Annotated in this window: 17 protein-coding genes, 1 tRNA gene and 2 rRNA genes; 8 read left to right on the top strand and 12 right to left on the bottom strand. The window is 67.6% G+C overall.

Annotated elements, in window-relative coordinates:
* The 3 genes from B128_RS0101225 to B128_RS0101215 all read left to right on the top strand — a co-directional run.
* Positions 1-2,693 (top strand): 23S ribosomal RNA (locus B128_RS0101225); the annotation flags it as partial.
* 81 nt (positions 2,694-2,774) lie between these two features.
* Positions 2,775-2,891, top strand: a 5S ribosomal RNA gene (gene rrf / locus B128_RS0101220).
* Between the two features lie 11 nt (positions 2,892-2,902).
* Positions 2,903-2,978, top strand: a tRNA-Gly gene (locus tag B128_RS0101215).
* A gap of 36 nt (positions 2,979-3,014) precedes the next feature.
* Here B128_RS0101215 and B128_RS0101210 read toward each other — a convergent pair.
* Genes B128_RS0101210 through pgeF form a run of 7 tightly spaced genes read right to left on the bottom strand, consistent with a single transcriptional unit; the run spans position 3,015 to position 11,090 of the window.
* Positions 3,015-3,644: a histidine phosphatase family protein gene (locus B128_RS0101210; RefSeq protein ID WP_018110479.1), complete on the bottom strand. Its 630-nt coding sequence runs from the start codon at positions 3,642-3,644 to the stop codon at positions 3,015-3,017.
* On the bottom strand, positions 3,641-4,642 hold the full coding sequence (purM, locus tag B128_RS0101205; protein ID WP_018110478.1) for a phosphoribosylformylglycinamidine cyclo-ligase: 1,002 nt from the start codon (positions 4,640-4,642) through the stop codon (positions 3,641-3,643). The genes B128_RS0101210 and purM overlap by 4 nt, the downstream gene beginning before the upstream one ends.
* Before the next feature lie 5 nt (positions 4,643-4,647).
* The gene (gene gatB, locus B128_RS0101200; protein ID WP_018110477.1) at positions 4,648-6,057 is read right to left on the bottom strand and encodes an Asp-tRNA(Asn)/Glu-tRNA(Gln) amidotransferase subunit GatB; all 1,410 of its coding nucleotides are present in this window, start codon (positions 6,055-6,057) and stop codon (positions 4,648-4,650) included.
* Positions 6,058-6,081: 24 nt separating this feature from the next.
* Entirely contained in the window at positions 6,082-7,170 is a 1,089-nt protein-coding gene (locus B128_RS0101195) for a type IV pilus twitching motility protein PilT (protein WP_018110476.1), read from the bottom strand.
* An 11-nt stretch (positions 7,171-7,181) separates the two neighbouring features.
* Complete coding sequence (pilB, locus tag B128_RS0101190; protein ID WP_018110475.1) at positions 7,182-9,848, bottom strand: type IV pilus assembly ATPase PilB; 2,667 nt, start codon at positions 9,846-9,848, stop codon at positions 7,182-7,184.
* Positions 9,845-10,327 carry a YqeG family HAD IIIA-type phosphatase gene (locus B128_RS0101185; protein WP_018110474.1) on the bottom strand — a complete coding sequence of 161 codons (483 nt, stop codon included), beginning with the start codon at positions 10,325-10,327 and terminating at the stop codon, positions 9,845-9,847. The genes pilB and B128_RS0101185 overlap by 4 nt, the downstream gene beginning before the upstream one ends.
* Positions 10,328-10,361: 34 nt before the next feature.
* Positions 10,362-11,090, bottom strand: coding sequence for a peptidoglycan editing factor PgeF (pgeF, locus tag B128_RS0101180; RefSeq protein ID WP_018110473.1), 729 nt, complete (start codon positions 11,088-11,090; stop codon positions 10,362-10,364).
* A gap of 78 nt (positions 11,091-11,168) precedes the next feature.
* Between pgeF and B128_RS0101175 the strand changes: the two genes are divergently transcribed.
* Positions 11,169-11,573 (top strand): DUF4395 family protein, encoded by a 405-nt coding sequence (locus tag B128_RS0101175; protein WP_018110472.1) that lies wholly within the window; start codon positions 11,169-11,171, stop codon positions 11,571-11,573.
* On the opposite strand, the gene ribH is transcribed toward B128_RS0101175, so the two are convergent.
* Positions 11,560-12,033, bottom strand: coding sequence for a 6,7-dimethyl-8-ribityllumazine synthase (gene ribH, locus B128_RS0101170; protein ID WP_018110471.1), 474 nt, complete (start codon positions 12,031-12,033; stop codon positions 11,560-11,562). The genes B128_RS0101175 and ribH overlap by 14 nt on opposite strands.
* 20 nt (positions 12,034-12,053) lie before the next feature.
* Here ribH and crcB point away from each other — a divergent pair, with 20 nt between their 5' ends.
* Genes crcB through B128_RS0101150 form a run of 4 tightly spaced genes read left to right on the top strand, consistent with a single transcriptional unit; the run spans position 12,054 to position 13,710 of the window.
* A complete protein-coding gene (gene crcB / locus B128_RS0101165; protein ID WP_026174926.1) occupies positions 12,054-12,431 on the top strand; it encodes a fluoride efflux transporter CrcB in 378 nt (125 codons plus the stop codon).
* A gap of 4 nt (positions 12,432-12,435) precedes the next feature.
* Complete coding sequence (locus tag B128_RS0101160; protein ID WP_018110469.1) at positions 12,436-12,768, top strand: DUF190 domain-containing protein; 333 nt, start codon at positions 12,436-12,438, stop codon at positions 12,766-12,768.
* A 44-nt stretch (positions 12,769-12,812) separates the two neighbouring features.
* Positions 12,813-13,415 carry a sulfite oxidase-like oxidoreductase gene (locus B128_RS0101155; RefSeq protein WP_018110468.1) on the top strand — a complete coding sequence of 201 codons (603 nt, stop codon included), beginning with the start codon at positions 12,813-12,815 and terminating at the stop codon, positions 13,413-13,415.
* A gap of 28 nt (positions 13,416-13,443) precedes the next feature.
* Positions 13,444-13,710, top strand: coding sequence for a hypothetical protein (locus tag B128_RS0101150; RefSeq protein ID WP_018110467.1), 267 nt, complete (start codon positions 13,444-13,446; stop codon positions 13,708-13,710).
* Here B128_RS0101150 and B128_RS0101145 read toward each other — a convergent pair.
* The 4 genes from B128_RS0101145 to B128_RS0101130 are packed head-to-tail and all read right to left on the bottom strand — an operon-like array spanning position 13,686 to position 16,191.
* Entirely contained in the window at positions 13,686-14,489 is an 804-nt protein-coding gene (locus B128_RS0101145; protein ID WP_018110466.1) for a histidinol-phosphatase HisJ family protein, read from the bottom strand. The two genes, B128_RS0101150 and B128_RS0101145, sit on opposite strands and share 25 nt — an antisense overlap.
* Complete coding sequence (locus B128_RS0101140; RefSeq protein WP_026174924.1) at positions 14,479-15,075, bottom strand: hypothetical protein; 597 nt, start codon at positions 15,073-15,075, stop codon at positions 14,479-14,481. Before B128_RS0101140 ends, B128_RS0101145 begins: the two co-directional genes overlap by 11 nt.
* On the bottom strand, positions 15,057-15,608 hold the full coding sequence (locus tag B128_RS0101135) for a DNA glycosylase family protein (protein ID WP_018110464.1): 552 nt from the start codon (positions 15,606-15,608) through the stop codon (positions 15,057-15,059). The genes B128_RS0101140 and B128_RS0101135 overlap by 19 nt, the downstream gene beginning before the upstream one ends.
* Positions 15,601-16,191, bottom strand: a complete 591-nt coding sequence (locus tag B128_RS0101130) for a nicotinamidase (RefSeq protein WP_018110463.1) — start codon at positions 16,189-16,191, stop codon at positions 15,601-15,603. The genes B128_RS0101135 and B128_RS0101130 overlap by 8 nt, the downstream gene beginning before the upstream one ends.
* Positions 16,192-16,485 lie beyond the last annotated feature (294 nt).

Raw genomic sequence — 16,485 nt, 5'->3', positions numbered from 1 at the left:
CATCTCAGTACCCAGAGGAGAGGAAAGCGAAAGCGACTCCCTGAGTAGCGGCGAGCGAAAGGGGAAGAGCCTAAACCGTCTGGCTTGTCCGGGCGGGGTTGTGGGGCCCTCGGATACCGAATCCCCAGCCTAGCCGAAGCTGTTGGGAAGCAGCGCCNGAGAAGGTGAAAGCCCTGTAGGCGAAAGGTGNGGGGATAGGTGAGGGTACCCGAGTACCCTGTGGTTCGTGGAGCCATGGGGGAATCTGGGCGGACCACCGCCTAAGGCTAAGTACTCCGGGTGACCGATAGTGAACCAGTACCGTGAGGGAAAGGTGAAAAGAACCCCGGGAGGGGAGTGAAATAGAGCCTGAAACCGTGGGCTTACAAGCAGTCGCGGCCCCTTTGGGGGTTGCGGCGTGCCTATTGAAGCATGAGCCGGCGACTCACGGTCGTGGGCGAGCTTAAGCCGATGAGGCGGAGGCGTAGGGAAACCGAGTCCGAACAGGGCGTTTAGTCCGCGGCCGTGGACCCGAAACCGGGTGAGCTAGCCCTGGCCAGGGTGAAGCTGGGGTGAAACCCAGTGGAGGCCCGAACCGGTGGGGGATGCAAACCCCTCGGATGAGCTGGGGTTAGGAGTGAAAAGCTAACCGAACCCGGAGATAGCTGGTTCTCCCCGAAATGACTTTAGGGTCAGCCTCAGGTGCTGACTGGGGCCTGTAGAGCACTGATAGGGCTAGGGGGCCCACCAGCCTACCAAACCCTGTCAAACTCCGAAGGGTCCCAGGTGGAGCCTGGGAGTGAGGGCGCGAGCGATAACGTCCGCGTCCAAGCGCGGGAACAACCGAGACCGCCAGCTAAGGTCCCGAAGTCTGGGCTAAGTGGGAAAGGATGTGGCGTTGCTGAGACAGCCAGGAGGTTGGCTTAGAAGCAGCCATCCTTTAAAGAGTGCGTAATAGCTCACTGGTCGAGTGACGCTGCGCCGAAAATGATCGGGGCTTAAGCCCAGCGCCGAAGCTGCGGGTCTGGGGTGTATGCCCCAGGCGGTAGGGGAGCGTTCCCGATGCCGACGAAGGTCGTCCGCGAGGGCGGCTGGAGGTAAGGGAAGTGCGAATGCCGGCATGAGTAACGATAAACAGGGTGAGAATCCCTGTCGCCGTAAGCCCAAGGGTTCCTACGCAATGGTCGTCAGCGTAGGGTTAGGCGGGGCCTAAGGTGAGGCCGAGAGGCGTAGCCGAAGGACAGCCGGTTAATATTCCGGCCCTTCCCGTGGGTGCGATGGGGGGACGCTCTAGGCTAGGGGGACCGGAGCCATGGACGAGCCCGGCCAGAAGCGCAGGGTGGGAGGTAGGCAAATCCGCCTCCCGTACGCTCTGCGTGGTGGGGAAGCCCGTGAGGGTGACAACCCTCCGAAGCCAGGGAGCCGAGAAAAGCCTCTAAGCACAACCCACGGGAACCCGTACCGCAAACCGACACAGGTGGGCGGGTGCGAGAGCACTCAGGCGCGCGGGATAACCCTCGCCAAGGAACTTTGCAAGTTAGCCCCGTAACTTCGGGAGAAGGGGTGCTCGCCTTCGGGCGAGCCGCAGTGAACAGGCTCTGGCGACTGTTTACCAAAAACACAGCTCTCTGCGAACTCGTAAGAGGAGGTATAGGGAGCGACGCTTGCCCGGTGCCGGAAGGTCAAGGGGAGGGGTGCAAGCCCTGAACCGAAGCCCCGGTGAACGGCGGCCGTAACTATAACGGTCCTAAGGTAGCGAAATTCCTTGTCGGGTAAGTTCCGACCTGCACGAAAAGCGTAACGACCGGAGCGCTGTCTCGGCGAGGGACCCGGTGAAATTGAACTGGCCGTGAAGATGCGGCCTACCCGTGGCAGGACGAAAAGACCCCGTGGAGCTTTACTGCAGCCTGGTGTTGGCTCTTGGTCGCGTCTGCGTAGGATAGGTGGGAGCCTGGGAAGCCGCCCTTTCGGGGGCGGTGGAGGCGCCGGTGAAATACCACCCTGATGCGGCTGGGGGCCTAACCCAAGGGATTGGGGACAGCGCTTGGCGGGCAGTTTGACTGGGGCGGTCGCCTCCCAAAAGGTAACGGAGGCGCCCAAAGGTTCCCTCAGGCGGGACGGAAATCCGCCGGAGAGCGCAAGGGTAGAAGGGAGCCTGACTGTGAGGCCTGCAAGCCGAGCAGGGGCGAAAGCCGGGCCTAGTGAACCGGTGGTCCCGTGTGGAAGGGCCATCGATCAACGGATAAAAGTTACCCCGGGGATAACAGGCTGATCTCCCCCGAGCGTCCACAGCGGCGGGGAGGTTTGGCACCTCGATGTCGGCTCGTCGCATCCTGGGGCTGAAGAAGGTCCCAAGGGTTGGGCTGTTCGCCCATTAAAGCGGCACGCGAGCTGGGTTCAGAACGTCGTGAGACAGTTCGGTCTCTATCCGCCACGGGCGCAGGAGGCTTGAGGGGGGCTCTTCCTAGTACGAGAGGACCGGAAGGGACGCACCTCTGGTTTCCCAGCTGTCCCTCCAGGGGCATACGCTGGGTAGCCATGTGCGGGAGGGATAACCGCTGAAAGCATCTAAGCGGGAAACCTGCCCCAAGATGAGGCCTCCCACGGTGTAAAGCCGGTAAGGACCCGGGAAGACGACCCGGTGGATGGGCCGGGGGTGTAAGCGCCGTGAGGCGTTGAGCCGACCGGTCCCAATCGTCCGAGGTCTTGACCCTTTTTGCCCTGATGGCCACCCCAGCCAAGGTCCCCCGCCCCAAAGGCGGTGCGGGCATTTTGAAAGCCAAAACACGAGAATCCCCCGTGCCCATAGCGGCGTGGAACCACCCGTTCCCATTCCGAACACGGAAGTGAAACGCGCCAGCGCCGATGGTACTGGGACCGCAGGGTCCTGGGAGAGTAGGTCGGTGCGGGGGATTTTTCCCTTGCGGGAGTAGCTCAGTCGGTAGAGCACGACCTTGCCAAGGTCGGGGTCGCGGGTTCAAGTCCCGTCTCCCGCTCCACTTTTGCCCCTAGGGCTTTTGGGCCCTGGGGGTTTTTCATTTCAGGCTTTCATCGGAAAGCCAGTCAGCCCAGGTCTCCAGGTGGGCGGCGTCGGAGACGGTGAGGACTTCCCCTCCCGGCAGGAGGATGCGGGTGATGGAGGTGTTGGGGATGTGGAAGCGCCGCCAGGTGTTGCCCTCCAGGCCCAGGACCAGCTTGAGGGCGGCGCGGATGGTGCCCCCGTGGGCCACCAGGAGGTGGCGCCCCGAGGGAAGGGTTTCCAGGAAGGCCTCCAGGCGCCGGGCCAGGTCGGCCATGCTCTCCCCCCCCGGCCGGGGGGTGTACCAGGGGTCTTGCAGGGCTGTGCGGAAGAACTCGGGGTAGCGGGCCTCGGCCTCTTCCCGGTTGAGGCCGGCCAAGGCGCCCACGTCAATCTCCCGCAGGAGGGGGGTGGTCTTCAGGGTAAGGCCCAGCACCGCCGCCAGGGGCTCGGCGGTTTCCCGGGCCCGGCGCAGGTCCGAGGCGTGGAGGCTGTCAAAGGGGAGGCCGCTTCGGGCCAGGCGCTGGGCCAGGCGGAAGGCCTGGCCGATGCCCACGGGGGAGAGGGGGACGTCCAGGTGGCCTTGGAAGCGCTTCTGCGCGTTCCACTCCGTCTCGCCGTGGCGGATGAGCCAGATCTCCTTCATAGGAGCCGGACCCCGGATCCCGGGATGACCCTTCCCACCAGGAAGCCCCCCACCAGGGCCTGGGCCTTCTCGGCCTCCCCTGCGGGCAGGACCAGGATGAGCCCCAGGCCCATGTTGAAGACCCGGTACATCTCCTCCTCGGGGATGTCCCCCAGGCGCTGGAGGTAGGGGAAGATGGGGGGGATGGGCCAGCTTCCCTTCTTTACCTCAGCTCCTAGGCCCTCGGGCAGGGCCCGGGGGAGGTTTTCCGGCAAGCCGCCTCCCGTGATGTGGGCGATGGCGTGGAGTTCCACCCCGGCCTCCTTGAGGCGCAAGAACTCCTCCAGGTAAGCCCGGTGGGGGCGGAGGAGGGCCTCTTTGAGGCTTTCCCCCAGTTCGGGGATGGGGGCATGGAGGTCCTGCCCCGCCACCACCTTGCGGATGAGGGAGTAGCCGTTGGTGTGGGGGCCGGAAGAGGGTAGGGCCAACAGCACGTCCCCCTCCCGGACCCGCTCGGGGCCCAGGATCTCCCCCTTCTCCACCACCCCCACCAGGGTGCCGGCGATGTCCCAGGCCCCTTCGCGGTAGACCCCGGGCATCTCTGCGGTCTCCCCCCCGAGGAGGGGGATGCCGTGGGCCTGGCAAGCCTGGGCCAGGGAGGTGAGGAGGGCGGCGAGGACCCCTTCCTCCAGGTGGCTGGCCGCCAGGTAGTCCATGAAGAAGAGGGGCTTGGCCCCCTGGGCCAGGAGGTCGTTCACCGAGTGGTTGACCAGGTCAAAGCCCAGGCCGGAGACGTCCCCGGCCTCGAGGGCCAGAAGGGTCTTGGTCCCCACCCCGTCGGTGGTGGCCACCAGCACCGGGTGGGCCATGCCCTTGAGGGCCCCCGCGTCAAACAGCCCCCCGAAGGCCCCAAGCCCCCGCAGGACCTCGGGGGTGTAGGTGGCCTCCACCTTGGCCTTGGCCCGCCTCAGGGCCTCGGCCTTGGCTTCGATGTGCACCCCGGCTTCCTCGTAACGCATCGGCCCTATCCTACCCCAAGGGCCTCGAGGAGGAGCCGGCGCACCAGGTCGGGCTGGGCCTGGCCCCGGGTCCTGCGCATCACCTGGCCCACCAGGGCGTCCAGGGCCTTCAGCTTGCCCTGGCGCACGCTTTCCGCCGCCTCGGGCATGGCCTTCAGCACCTCCTCCACCACCCCCTTGAGGGCCCCCTCGTCGGCCACCATCCTCAGGCCCCGCTCCTGCACCAGGGCCTCGGGGTCCTTGCCCTCCAGCACCTCGGGGAGGAGGCCCTTGGCCACGCGGCTGGTGATCTCTCCCCGCTCAAAGAGGGCCACCAAGCGGCTTAGGCCCTCGGGGGTGAGGCCGCTTTCCTCCAGGGAGAGGCCCCGCTCGTTCAGGAGCCCGGCCACGTCCGCCAGGAGCCAGTTGGCCAGGGCCTGGGGAGAGGCCAGGCCCACCTCCAGGGCCCGGTCCAAAAAGCGGGCCATGGCGGGGGTGTAGGCCAGCGCCTCCGCGTCCTTGGCCCGGATTCCCAGGGCCTGGTAGCGCCCCGCCTTCTCCCAGGGGAGCTCGGGCAGGCTTTGGCGCACCTCCTCCAGCCAGGACCGGGGGATGGGAACGGGGGGGAGGTCGGGTTCGGGGAAGTAGCGGTAGTCCGCCTCCTCCTCCTTGGTGCGCATGGGGTAGGTTTTGCCGCTACCCTCCTCAAAGCCCAAGGTGGCCTGCTTCACCCTTTCCCCTCGCCTCAGGATCTCCGTCTGGCGCCGGATCTCGTACTCCAGGGCGCGCTGGACGCTTTTGAAGGAGTTGAGGTTTTTGATTTCCACTTTGGTGCCCAAAGCCTCCCCAGGGCGGCGCACGGAGACGTTCACGTCCGCCCGTAGCTTGCCTTCCTCAGGGGAGGCGTCGGAGATCCCCAGGGTCTGCACCAGGGCCTGGATGTGCTGTAGGAAGAGGCGGGCCTCTTCGGGGGTCCTGAGGTCGGGCTCGGTGACCAGCTCAATCAGGGGGCTTCCCGCCCGGTTCAGGTCCAAGAGGGTGCGCCCCTCCAGGTGGAGGCTCTTGCCGGCGTCCTCCTCCAGGTGGAGGCGCTTGATGCGCACGGAACGCTCCCCCAGGGGCAGGGCCCCACCCTGGCCCAGGGGGAGGTCGTACTGGCTGATCTGGTAGTTCTTGGGCAGGTCGGGGTAGAAGTAGTTCTTGCGGTGGAAGACAAGCCTCTCCGGCACCCGGCTTCCCAGGGCCAGGGCCAGGCGTAGCCCGTACTCCACCGCCTGCCGGTTGGGCACGGGCAGGGCCCCGGGGAGGCCCAGGCAGACGGGGCAGGTGTGGGTGTTGGGCTCCTCCCCGAAGTATTCCGCTTCGCAGCCGCAGAAGGCCTTGGTCCGGGTCTTGAGGTGCAGGTGGACCTCGAGGCCGATGACGGCTTCGTACATGGCCTAAAGTCTAACCCAGACCGCCTAGCGGGGCTTGGTGCCTTCCTGGACCCCGGCCAGGCGCATGAACTCCTTGGGGTCCACCGCCCGGGCAAGGCCCATCTCGTAGGTGATCAGCTTGCGCTTGTAGAGGTCGGCCAAACAGGCGTCCATGGTGATCATCCCGTACTGGCCTCCGGTCTGGATCACGCTCCTCAGCTGGTGGCTCTTGCCCTCGCGGATGAGGGCCCGCACCGCGGGGGTGGCGATCATGAGCTCGTAGGCCAGCACCCGCCCGCCCCCGAAGGCCTTGGGCAGGAGCTGCTGGGTAAGGACCGCCACCAGGTTGTTGGAAAGTTGCACCCGCACCTGTTCCTGTTGGGCCTCGGGGAAGACGTCGATGATGCGGTCAATGGTCTCGGGGGCGGAGTTGGTGTGCAGGGTGCCCATCACCAGGTGGCCGGTCTCCGCCGCGGTGATGGCGGCGGCGATGGTTTCGTAGTCCCGCATCTCCCCCACCAGGATCACGTCGGGGGCCTGGCGCAGGACGCTCCTCAGGGCCTTGTGGAAGTTATGAGTGTCGGCGCCGATCTCCCGCTGGTTGATGATGGCCCGCTTGTGCTTGTGGAAGAACTCAATGGGGTCCTCAATGGTCACGATGTGCACGGGCTTGCGCTCGTTGATGTAGTCGATCATGGAGGCCAGGGTGGTGCTCTTGCCGCTGCCCGTGGGCCCCGTGACCAGGACCAGCCCCCGGGGAGCCAGGGCGATCTCGGCGATGGTCTTGGGCAGACCCAGTTCCTCAAAGCTCTTGATGACCGCGGGGACCACCCGCAACACCCCGCCCACGCTACCCCGTTGCAGGAAGACGTTCACCCGGTAGCGCCCCTTGCCCGGCAGGCTGAAGGAGAAGTCCAGCTCCTTCTCCTCCTCAAAGATGCGCTGCTGCTTCTCGTCCATGAGGGCGTAGAGGAGCTTGCGGGTCTCCTGGGGGGAGAGGGGTTCGTACTCCGTGGGGTGGAACTCCCCGTCCACCTTGAGCATGGGGGGAAGGCCCACGGTGATCACCAGGTCGCTGGCCCCCCGCTCCACGGCCAGGCTCAAAAGGTCTACGATATCTGGGCTCTTGGGCATCCCTGCCTCCTTCACTCAATGGTACGCGCCAGGACCTCCTCGAGGGTGGTGATTCCCTGGAGGGCCTTGTAGATGCCATCCTCCCGCAGGGTCTTCATCCCCTTTTGCCGGGCGAGCTCCTTGATCTCTGTGGCCGACTTCCCGGCCACGATGGCGTGGCGGATATCGTCGTCCACCACCAGGAGCTCGTGGATGGCATACCGCCCCTTATAGCCGCTGCCGTTGCAGCGCTCGCAACCCAGGCCCCGGTAGAGCTTGGCCCCCCGGATTTCCGCCTCGGAAAGCCCCAGGCGGCGCAGGACCTCAGGGTCAGGCTTGACCTCCGCCTTGCAGTGCTCGCAGACCCGGCGCACCAAGCGCTGGGAGAGGACGCCGATCAGGGCGGCGGAGATGTTGAAAAGCTCCACCCCCATCTCGTCCAGGCGGGTGATGGCCTGGGCGGCGTCGTTGGTGTGCAGGGTGGCGATCACCAGGTGGCCGGTCAGGGCGGCCTCGGTGGCGATCTTGGCGGTCTCGCTGTCGCGGATCTCGCCCACCATGATGATGTCCGGGTCCTGGCGCAAAAAGGCCCGCAGGGCCCGGGCGAAGGTGAGGCCCGCCTGGGGGTTCACCTGGGTCTGGTTGATGCCGGGGATCTCGTACTCCACGGGGTCCTCAATGGTCTGGGTGTTTTTGTCCGGGGTGGCGATGCGCTTGAGGATGGAGAAGGTGGTGAAGCTCTTACCGCTGCCCGTGGGGCCGGTGATGAGGAAGATGCCGTAGGGCTTGGAGATCACCTCCTGGAAGCGTTCAAAGACCCCGGGGGCAAAGCCCAGCCCCTCGATTTCCGGGATGTCCGAGGCCTTCTTCAAAAGGCGCATCACCGCTTTTTCCCCGTAGACGGTGGGCAGGGTGGAAAGGCGCAGGTCCACGTCAATGCTGCCCTCCCGATAGCGCACCCGCCCGTCCTGGGGGAGGCGCTTCTCGGCGATGTTGAGGTTGCCCATGATCTTGACCACGCTGATCACTGGGCCCAGGGCCCCCTTGGGCAGGGTGGTGTACTGGCGCAAAGCTCCATCAATGCGCAGGCGCACCAGCACGTCAGACTGGCGGGGTTCAATGTGGATATCGGAAGCGTCTTGCAAGTAGGCCTCGCGGATCACCTGCTTGACAAACTTCTGGGCGGCGCTCTCGTCCAGCTCGGTGGTGACCGCCTCCTCCTCCTGGTAGCCCTTGGAGAGCTCCTTGGCCAGCTCCCCCAGCTCCTCCTTGCCGTAGAAGCGCTCAATGAGCTTGGTGATGGCCGCCTCGGTGCTCACCGCTGGGGCCACCTCGTAGGTGAGGCCCCGGCGCTTCAAGGCTGCCCGCACGTCGTCCAGGGCGTAGACGTTCCTGGGGTCTTTCATGAGGAGGACCAGGGTCCTCCCCTCCAGGTGATGGGGGAAGACCCCGTAGCGCCGCGCCAGGTCCTCGGGGAGGAGGAGGGCTGCCCCGGGGTCCGGGGGGTTCTCCTCGGGGTGGATGTAGGGGAAGCCCAGCTGGGTGGCCACCGCCTGGGCCAGGGCCTCGGGCTTGAGCTTGCCCGACTGGACCAGGGTGTCCTCCAGACGACCCCCGCCCTGGCGCTGTTTCTTCAGGGCTTCCTCCACGTCCTCCGGCCGGGCCAGGCCCAGTTCCACCAGGATCTCCCCCAGGGGCTTGGCCTTGGCGAGGCGCTTTTGCACCTCCAGGGCCTCCCTTAGCTGCTCCCGCTTCAGGAGGCCTTCCTGGACCAGGACCTCCCCCAGGCGCCCTTTTTCGGGGTAGGCCCGGTGGAAGAGCTCCTCCCAGGCCTTGGGTAGGGTGAGGAAGAAGCGGGCAGAGCGGCCCAGGAGCTCCTCCACCGCCTCCTTGTGCCGGGGGTCGGCCAGGACCACCTCCACCTTTCCCTCCCGGAAGCCTATGGGTACGGCGCTATAGCGGAGGGCGTCGGACCGCAGGAGGAGGGCGGTGGCCGCCGGGTCGGGGTGGAGGTCCTGGGTGCTTGGGAGGAACTCCAGGCCCTTCTGCTCCGCCAGCACCCGGTGGAGGTCCTCCTCCGCCAGGCCCTTTTGCACCAGGATGCGGCCCAGGAGGTCCCCCGTCTGTTCCTGCTCCACCAAGGCCTCCTCCAGGGTGTCCCGGGAGATCAGGCCCTTTTGCACCAGAAGCTCCCCCAGCTTCAGCTCCGCCTGGCTGGGCCCGGTGGGCGGGGGAGGCAGGGGCAGGTTGAGCTCGGGGTAGTTCTTGGCCAGGGCGTAGAGGAAGGCGCTCCGGGTGGCCTGGTAGGGCTCCACCACCAGGCCGGTGAGGTCCTCCACCTCCTCGAGGCCCAGGGTATCCAGGGGGTTCACGAAGGCCACCCGCACCACCCCGGCCTCCTCGTCCAGGGCGAAGGGGATGGCCTGGAGCTCCTTGGCCTTTTCCGCGGGCAGCAGGGCCTTGACCTTGGGGGGAATCTCCAGGGTGTGGAGCTCCACCAGGGGGATGCCGAAATGGTCCTCTATGGCCTGGGCAATGCGCCTTTCCGACAGAAGGCCGGAGTCCACGATGACCTCGGCCAGGCTTCCCCCCACCTCACGGTGCTTCTCCAGGGCCATCTGCAGCTCCTCGTCCGTGAGGAGCCCGGCGTCCAGGAGGATGGCTCCTAGCCGCTTGTCGCCGATGGTGAGCACGCTCATGCCGAACCTCCCCAGGGCTTCCTAAATGGAGTCTCCAACATGCGTATGAAACGGGTGTAAAAGAATTCCCTCTCCCGCAAGGGGGGCACCAGGACCGTGTAGGCTCCCACCAGGTTTCCCCCCAGGACGTCGGTGAAGACCTGGTCCCCCACCACCGCCACCTCCCGGGCGGGCAGGGCCAGGGCCTTCAGGGCCCGGCGGAAGCCCAGCCAGGGCTTGAGGGCGGGGGCGTGGCCGGGGAGGCCCAGCTTGGTCTGCACCCGGGCGAAACGCTCAGGCAGGGCGTTGGAAAGGAGGTAGATGGGCACCTCCCCCCGCAGGGCCTCCAGCCAGGCCTGGTAGGCCGCGGGCAGGTCCTCTTCCCCGTAGGGCAGGAGGGTGTTGTCCAGGTCCAGGATTACCCCCTTCAGCCCCCGCTCCCGCAGCCACGCGGGGGTGAGGTGGAGGAGGGAGGGCAGGACGGCCTTGGGGAAGAACATACCCCTATTCTGCCACGGGGGAGTGAACGCCCCCTTAACGGGGAGGTAGCATGACCAGGCCCCACATCCGCCCCGTCCTGCCCCGGTCGCGGCGGTGGGAGAAGAGGGTGGGCTGGCAGTGGGTGCAAAGCCCTACCCGGTAGATGCGTTCCTCCCGCACCCCCGCCCGGCGGGCCTGGAGGAGGAGGGCTGCCTCCAGGTCCAGGAGGTGCTTGCCCGGGGCCTGGGGATCCGGGCGAAGCGTGGGAAGCCCCGCCTCCTGGAAGCGCTCCGCCACCTCCTCCCCCACCTGGTAGCACCCCCCGCCGATGCCCGGGCCCATGGCCAGGTGGACTTCCTGGGGGTCCATGCCCCACCCGGCCAGAAGCTCCAGGGCCCGGGGCAGGATGCCCCCCACCACCCCCCGCCACCCCGCGTGCAGGGCCCCCACCGCCCCCTGGGGATGGTAGAGGAGGAGGGGGTAGCAGTCCGCCACCCCCACCCGGAGGAGGAGGCCCGGGGTACGGGTGAGGAGGCCGTCCCCCTCCCAGAGGCCAGGCCCTGCCACCCGGTGCACCTGGGTGCCGTGGACCTGCTTGAGGGCGGCCACCGGGGGGTGGCCGAAGGCGGAAAGGACCCGCCTCTGGTTTTCCGCTACCCGCTCGGGGTCATCCCCGGTGGCGGCGGAGAGGTTGAGGCTGGCGAAGGGGCCTTCTGAGACCCCGCCCAGGCGGGTGGTGAAGCCGTGGGGCACGGGCAGGGGGGTGGTGAGGAGGGGGACCATCTCCCTCATTCTGCCCTGGTCCGGGGGAAGTGTGCACCCTACCCCTAAGCTTCACAGGCTCAGGTGTATACTCTCCCCATGAGGACGGATCAGAACCAGCTCCGCTTCAACCAGGTTCTCCTCACCCTCCTCTTGCCCCTGGCGGCCCTCCTGGACCTTCCCTTTCTGGTCTACCTCCTCTTCCTCCTCATGGTGAGCCAGCACACCCCCTGGGACCTCATGGTGGCCCTGAGGCGCCTCCTCCGGATACCTTCCCGTCCCGTGGAGGAGGACCCCAGGCCCCACCGCTTCGCCCGCTTCCTGGGGGGCGTCTTCCTGGGCCTGGCCTCCTTTTTCCTCCTCCTGGGGCTAAAGGGGGTGGGCTACGCCCTGGCCCTCCTGGTGGCCCTCCTGGCCTTGGTGAACCTGGTCTTCGGCTTCTGCCTGGGGTGCTTCCTCTACCTCCACCTGCGCTACGCCCGGGCCCTTTTCACCGGGAAATAGCCTCCAGGAGCCGCACCATCTCAATGGCGGTGAAGACCGCCTCGGCTCCCTTGTTCCCCGCCTTGCCCCCGGCCCGCTCCTGGGCCTCCTCGGGGGTATTGGTGGTGAGGACGCCGAAGACGATGGGCTTTTCCGTCTGGAGCATGGCCTGCATCAGGCCGCTGGCCGCCTGGCCGGCCACGTACTCAAAGTGGGGGGTCTCCCCCCGCACCACCGCCCCCAGGGCCACCACCGCGTCCACGTCGGGGCGCTGGGCCAGGCGCTTGGCGATGAGGGGGAGCTCAAAGGAGCCCGGCACCCAGGCCACCAGGACCTCGGACGGATCCCCCCCCAGGCGGGCATAGGCCTCGAGGGCCCCTTCCAGGAGCAGTTTGGTCACCCGCTCGTTGAAGCGGCCCACGGCGATGGCCAGCCGCACCCCCTTGGCCGTGAGGATGGGGGAGAGGGTCTTGGGCTTCATGGCCTCACTATACTTTGGGGGTGGAGCGCTACCTCTTGGTGGCCCTGGGGGGAGCCTTGGGCTCCCTTCTGCGCTACGCCCTGGGGGCCTGGGTCCAGGACTTCCTGGGCCCTGGCTTCCCCTACAGCACCCTGGCCATCAATGCCCTGGGGAGCTTTTTCCTGGGCCTGGTGGTGGGGCTTTCCCTGGAGGGGGTCCTCTCGGGGGAGGCCCGGCTTTTCCTGGCCATGGGGGTGCTGGGGGGGTTCACCACCTTTTCCACCTTCAGCTACGAGACGGTTCTCCTGCTCCAGGATGGGGAGGCCCTGAAGGCCCTGGCCTACGTGGGCCTCAGCGTGGGCCTGGGGGTGGTCCTGGCCCTCCTGGGCTACCGCCTGAGCGCCCTCCTGGTAGCCTAGGGGCATGAGGCTAGAGGGGGAGGCCAAGCTCCTGCGCATCTTCATCGGGGAGTCGGACCGGTACGAGGGGCGGCCCCTCTACGAGGCCATCGTCCTCGAGGCCAAGCGGCGGGGCCTGGCCGGGGCCACGGTCTTCAAGGGCTTCATGGGGTATGGGGCCCACTCCCGCATCCACACCGCCAAGATCCTCCAGCTTTCCCAGGACCTCCCGGTGATGGTGGAGATCGTGGACACCGAGGCCAAGATCCGCGAGTTCCTCCCCGTGTTGGACGGCATGGTGCGGGAGGGCCTGGTCACCCTGGAGAAGGTGGAGGTCATCCGCTACCAAAGCCGGTAAGCTGGGGCGCTTTTCCCCCTTCCTGCCCGGGGTAGCCTGAGAGCATGAACAGGGTTCCCCCAGGGCAGATCCTCACGGACCGCTTCCCCATCCTCACCTACGGGGAGGAGCCCCGGGTCGCCCCCGAGGCCTGGCGCCTGGAGGTGGGGGGGCTGGTGGAAGAACCCTTTGCCCTCACCTACGCCGAGCTCCTAGCCCTTCCCCAGGTGGAGCTCACCCGGGACTTCCACTGCGTGACCCGCTGGAGCCGCCTGGACGTCACCTGGCGGGGGGTGCGGGTGAAGGACCTCCTGGAGCGGGCCAGGCCCAAGCCGGAGGCCGTGGCCGCCCTGGTCCACGCCTACGGGGGCTACACCACCAACCTCCTCCTGGAGGACCTTCTGCGGGAGGACGTCCTCCTGGCCCACACCCTCTTCGGCAAGCCCCTGCCTCCGGAGCGGGGGGGGCCGGTGCGGCTTCTGGTCCCCCACCTCTACGCCTGGAAGAGCGCCAAGTGGGTGCGGGCCATAGAGCTCCTGGACCACCTGGAGCTTGGCTTTTGGGAGCGGATGGGCTACCACTGGCGGGGGGACCCGTGGCGGGAGGAGCGCTTCCAGGAAGGCCCCATTCCTGCCGCCAGCCTGCGCTTTAGGAGCAAGAAAACCTGATATAATCTGGCTAAGGAGGTGGTGCAGGATGGCCCTCGAGCCGGCGCGCCTCGAGGTGGAGGAGGCCCTTAAGGCCTACGAGGACTGCGTGGAGGGGGAGGCCCTGGAGTACGGGGAGGAGTACGAGCGGGTGACCTACATGGAGTACGAGGCCCCTGCCCCCGACCCCTGCGCCGAGGCCTTCGCCCGCCTGGTGCGGGCGGTGCGGGCCTATGAGGCCGCCGGGGGCCAGCGGGCGGACCTGGACCTCAGGGGCCAGGAGGCGCGGGTCTACGGGGTCCTAGACAGGGGGTAGGCCTGGGGCCGGCCTTCCTGGAAGAAGAAGGCCTCCCGGTACCCCAGGTCCAGGAGGAGCCCCACGGCCTCGGGGAAGGCGTGGCCCACCTCCCCGGGGTGGTGGGCATCCGATCCCAGGACCACGCCGATGCCCAGCTCCCGCGCCCGCCGGAGGAGCCCAGGGGCGGGATAGACCTCCCCCGCGGGCTTCCTTAGCCCGGCGGTGTTCACGTCCAGGAAAAGCCCCTCCTCGGCCATGGCCCTGAGGGCGGGCTCGGCTAGCTCCAGGAGGGCTTCCGCCTCCAGGCGGTGGCCGAACTTCTTGGGCAGGTCCAGGTGGCCCAGGGCGTGGAAGAGCCGGGAGCGGGCGGCCTTTTCCACCTCGGCGAAGTAGGCGCGGAAGACCTCCTTGAGGTCCCGCCAGGTGTACTCCTCCTGGTGGTCGGGGTGGTCCAGGGGCCAGGCTCCCAGGTAGTGGACGCTGCCGATCACGTAGTCAAAGGGGTAGGCCTTGAGGAGGTGGGCCACGAAGGCCTCGGTACCGGGGTGGAAGTCGGCCTCGAGGCCAATCCCCACGTAGAGGTCGGGGTTTACCTCCCGCACCCGCTCCAGGGCCAGGAGGTAGAAGGGCAGGGCCTCGAGGCGCATCCGGCTACCCGGGTCGTACCAGGAGGGCATGGGGCTGTGGTCGGTGAAGACCAGGCCCTTCAGGCCCTGCTTCCTGGCGGCAAAGAGGTACTCCCCTGGGGCGCCCTCCGCGTGCCCGCAGAGGGGGGTGTGCACGTGGCTATCCACCATGGGACGATTCTATCCGCACCACCCGCCCCTCCCAGGTATAAACCACCACTTCCCGCCCCAGGGCCTGGGAGAGGTCCAGGGAAAGGAAGGGGTCCTCCACCGCCCCCCCGGCCCGTTGCACCAGCACGGGCAGGGGCTCGGGCAGGAGGGCAGGGTGGCGGGCCAGGATGGCCTCCACCCGGAAGGCCTCCGCCCAGAGCCGCTTCAGGACGAAGAGGGCCTCCTGGGGGCTGTCGGCCAGGCGGAAGGCCCCGCTTCCCGCCCGGCGCAGCAGGAAGGGCCCCCCGCCCTTCAGGGCCGCCAGAAAGGCCTCCGCCCGCTCGGGCAGGAGGTAGCTTTCCCGCACCTGGCGCTCGGCTTCCTCCGCCGCCCAGAGGAGGCGCTCCTCGTCAATCCGCACCCCGAAGACCCCCTGGAAAAGCTGGGCGATGCGCTCGGGCAGGTTGTTGAGGCGGAAGAACTCCTCCTCCAGGGCCACCACCCAGCTCTCCGCCAGGGGAAGCCCCAGGGCCTGGGCCTGGCGCAGGAGGGCCACCTCCTCGGGTTCCCAGGCCAGGACCAAGGGGGTTATTCCAGGCTCCGCCATAGGTACCAGGCCAGGTGGCTGCGGTAGGGGCGGAAGGGCTCGCCGAAGGCCCCAAGCCCCTGGGGCTCCACCCCAAAGAGGGCCCTGGCCGCCCGCTGGAGGCCCAGGTCTCCCACGGGCCAGACATCGGGCCGCCTCAGGCCAAACATGAGGAACATCTCCGCCGTCCAAGGGCCCACCCCCCGGACCCGCACCAGCCGCGCCTTCACCGCCTCGTCGGGCAGGGCCTCGAGGCCCTCCAGAAGCCCTTCCAGGGCCTGGGCCGCCAGGTCCTTAAGCGCCAGGGCCTTGGCCTGGGAAAGCCCCACCTGGCGCAGCTCCGCCGGGGGGAGGGCCAGCACCGCCTCGGGCCTAGGGTCCACCCGGGCCCAGAGCCTAGCGGTGAGGGTGGCCGCCGCCTTCCCGGAGAGCTGCTGGGCCACAATGCTTTCCGCAAGCACCTTAAAGGGCGCCTCCCGGGGGGTAGGGTGGGGGTGGAAGGGGGCCGGGCCAAAGCGGTGATAAAACCCCCGGAGGACCGGGTGCTCAAACAAAGCGCACCCCTTCCGCCCGGGTCACCTGACCCTGGTAGAGGAAGGTGATCTGGCGGAGGGCGGCCTGCAGGTCAAAGGGGGTGAGGGCGCTGGTGGCGTCCTCGGGGAGGACCACCTGGTACCAGCGCAAGGCGGCGGAGCCCGCGGTGTGCAGGACGCAGATGTTGGCTACCGTCCCCGTGACCACCAGGTGCTTCACCCCAAAAAGGTGCAGGTAGTGGTCCAGGGGGGTGCCGTAGAAGGCGTCGTAGCGCACCTTCTGGATCACCAGGTCCCCGGGCTCGGGGCGCAGTTCCTCCAGGATTTCCGCCCCCCAGGTGCCGGCCACCGCATGCCGGGGCCAGATGCGGAACTCGGGGTCGTCCTCCCGGTGCCAGTCCTGGGTGTAGATCACCCGGACCCCCGCCTGGCGGGCCCTTTCCAGGAGGAGGCGGATGGCGGGCACGCTCTTGGGGGCCTCGGGCACGAAGAGGGCCCCTTGGGGGTGGGCGAAGTCGTTTTGCATGTCCACCACGATTAGGGCTGTCTCCTTGGCGGGTAGTTCCAGGCGTTCCACCTTGGGGATTTCCGGGACTTCCACCATACCCTCATTCTGCCACCCTGGGCTTGCCTTGCAAAGGTCAGGAGGACGGGTGTATATCTCTCTCCTGATGGGCAAGCGAGGCTTCCTTCGCAGGGAGGCAAGCCCCAAGGAGGTCTTGGAACACTGCCTGCGCCTGGCCCGGGAGGTGGCCCCTCCCNCCCCCAAAGGCAAGCGGGGCCGCCCCTGGCGCTACAGCCACGCCCTTTACCTGGCCCTCCTTCTCTTCCGCGCCTTCTTCCACCTCACCTACCGCGAGACGGAGGCCTCACTCCAGGACCTGATGGAAGGCCCCTT

This window comes from Thermus igniterrae ATCC 700962, assembly GCF_000376265.1.
GTDB classification, from domain to species: domain Bacteria; phylum Deinococcota; class Deinococci; order Deinococcales; family Thermaceae; genus Thermus; species Thermus igniterrae.
This window is presented reverse-complemented; position numbering and strand designations above follow the sequence as displayed.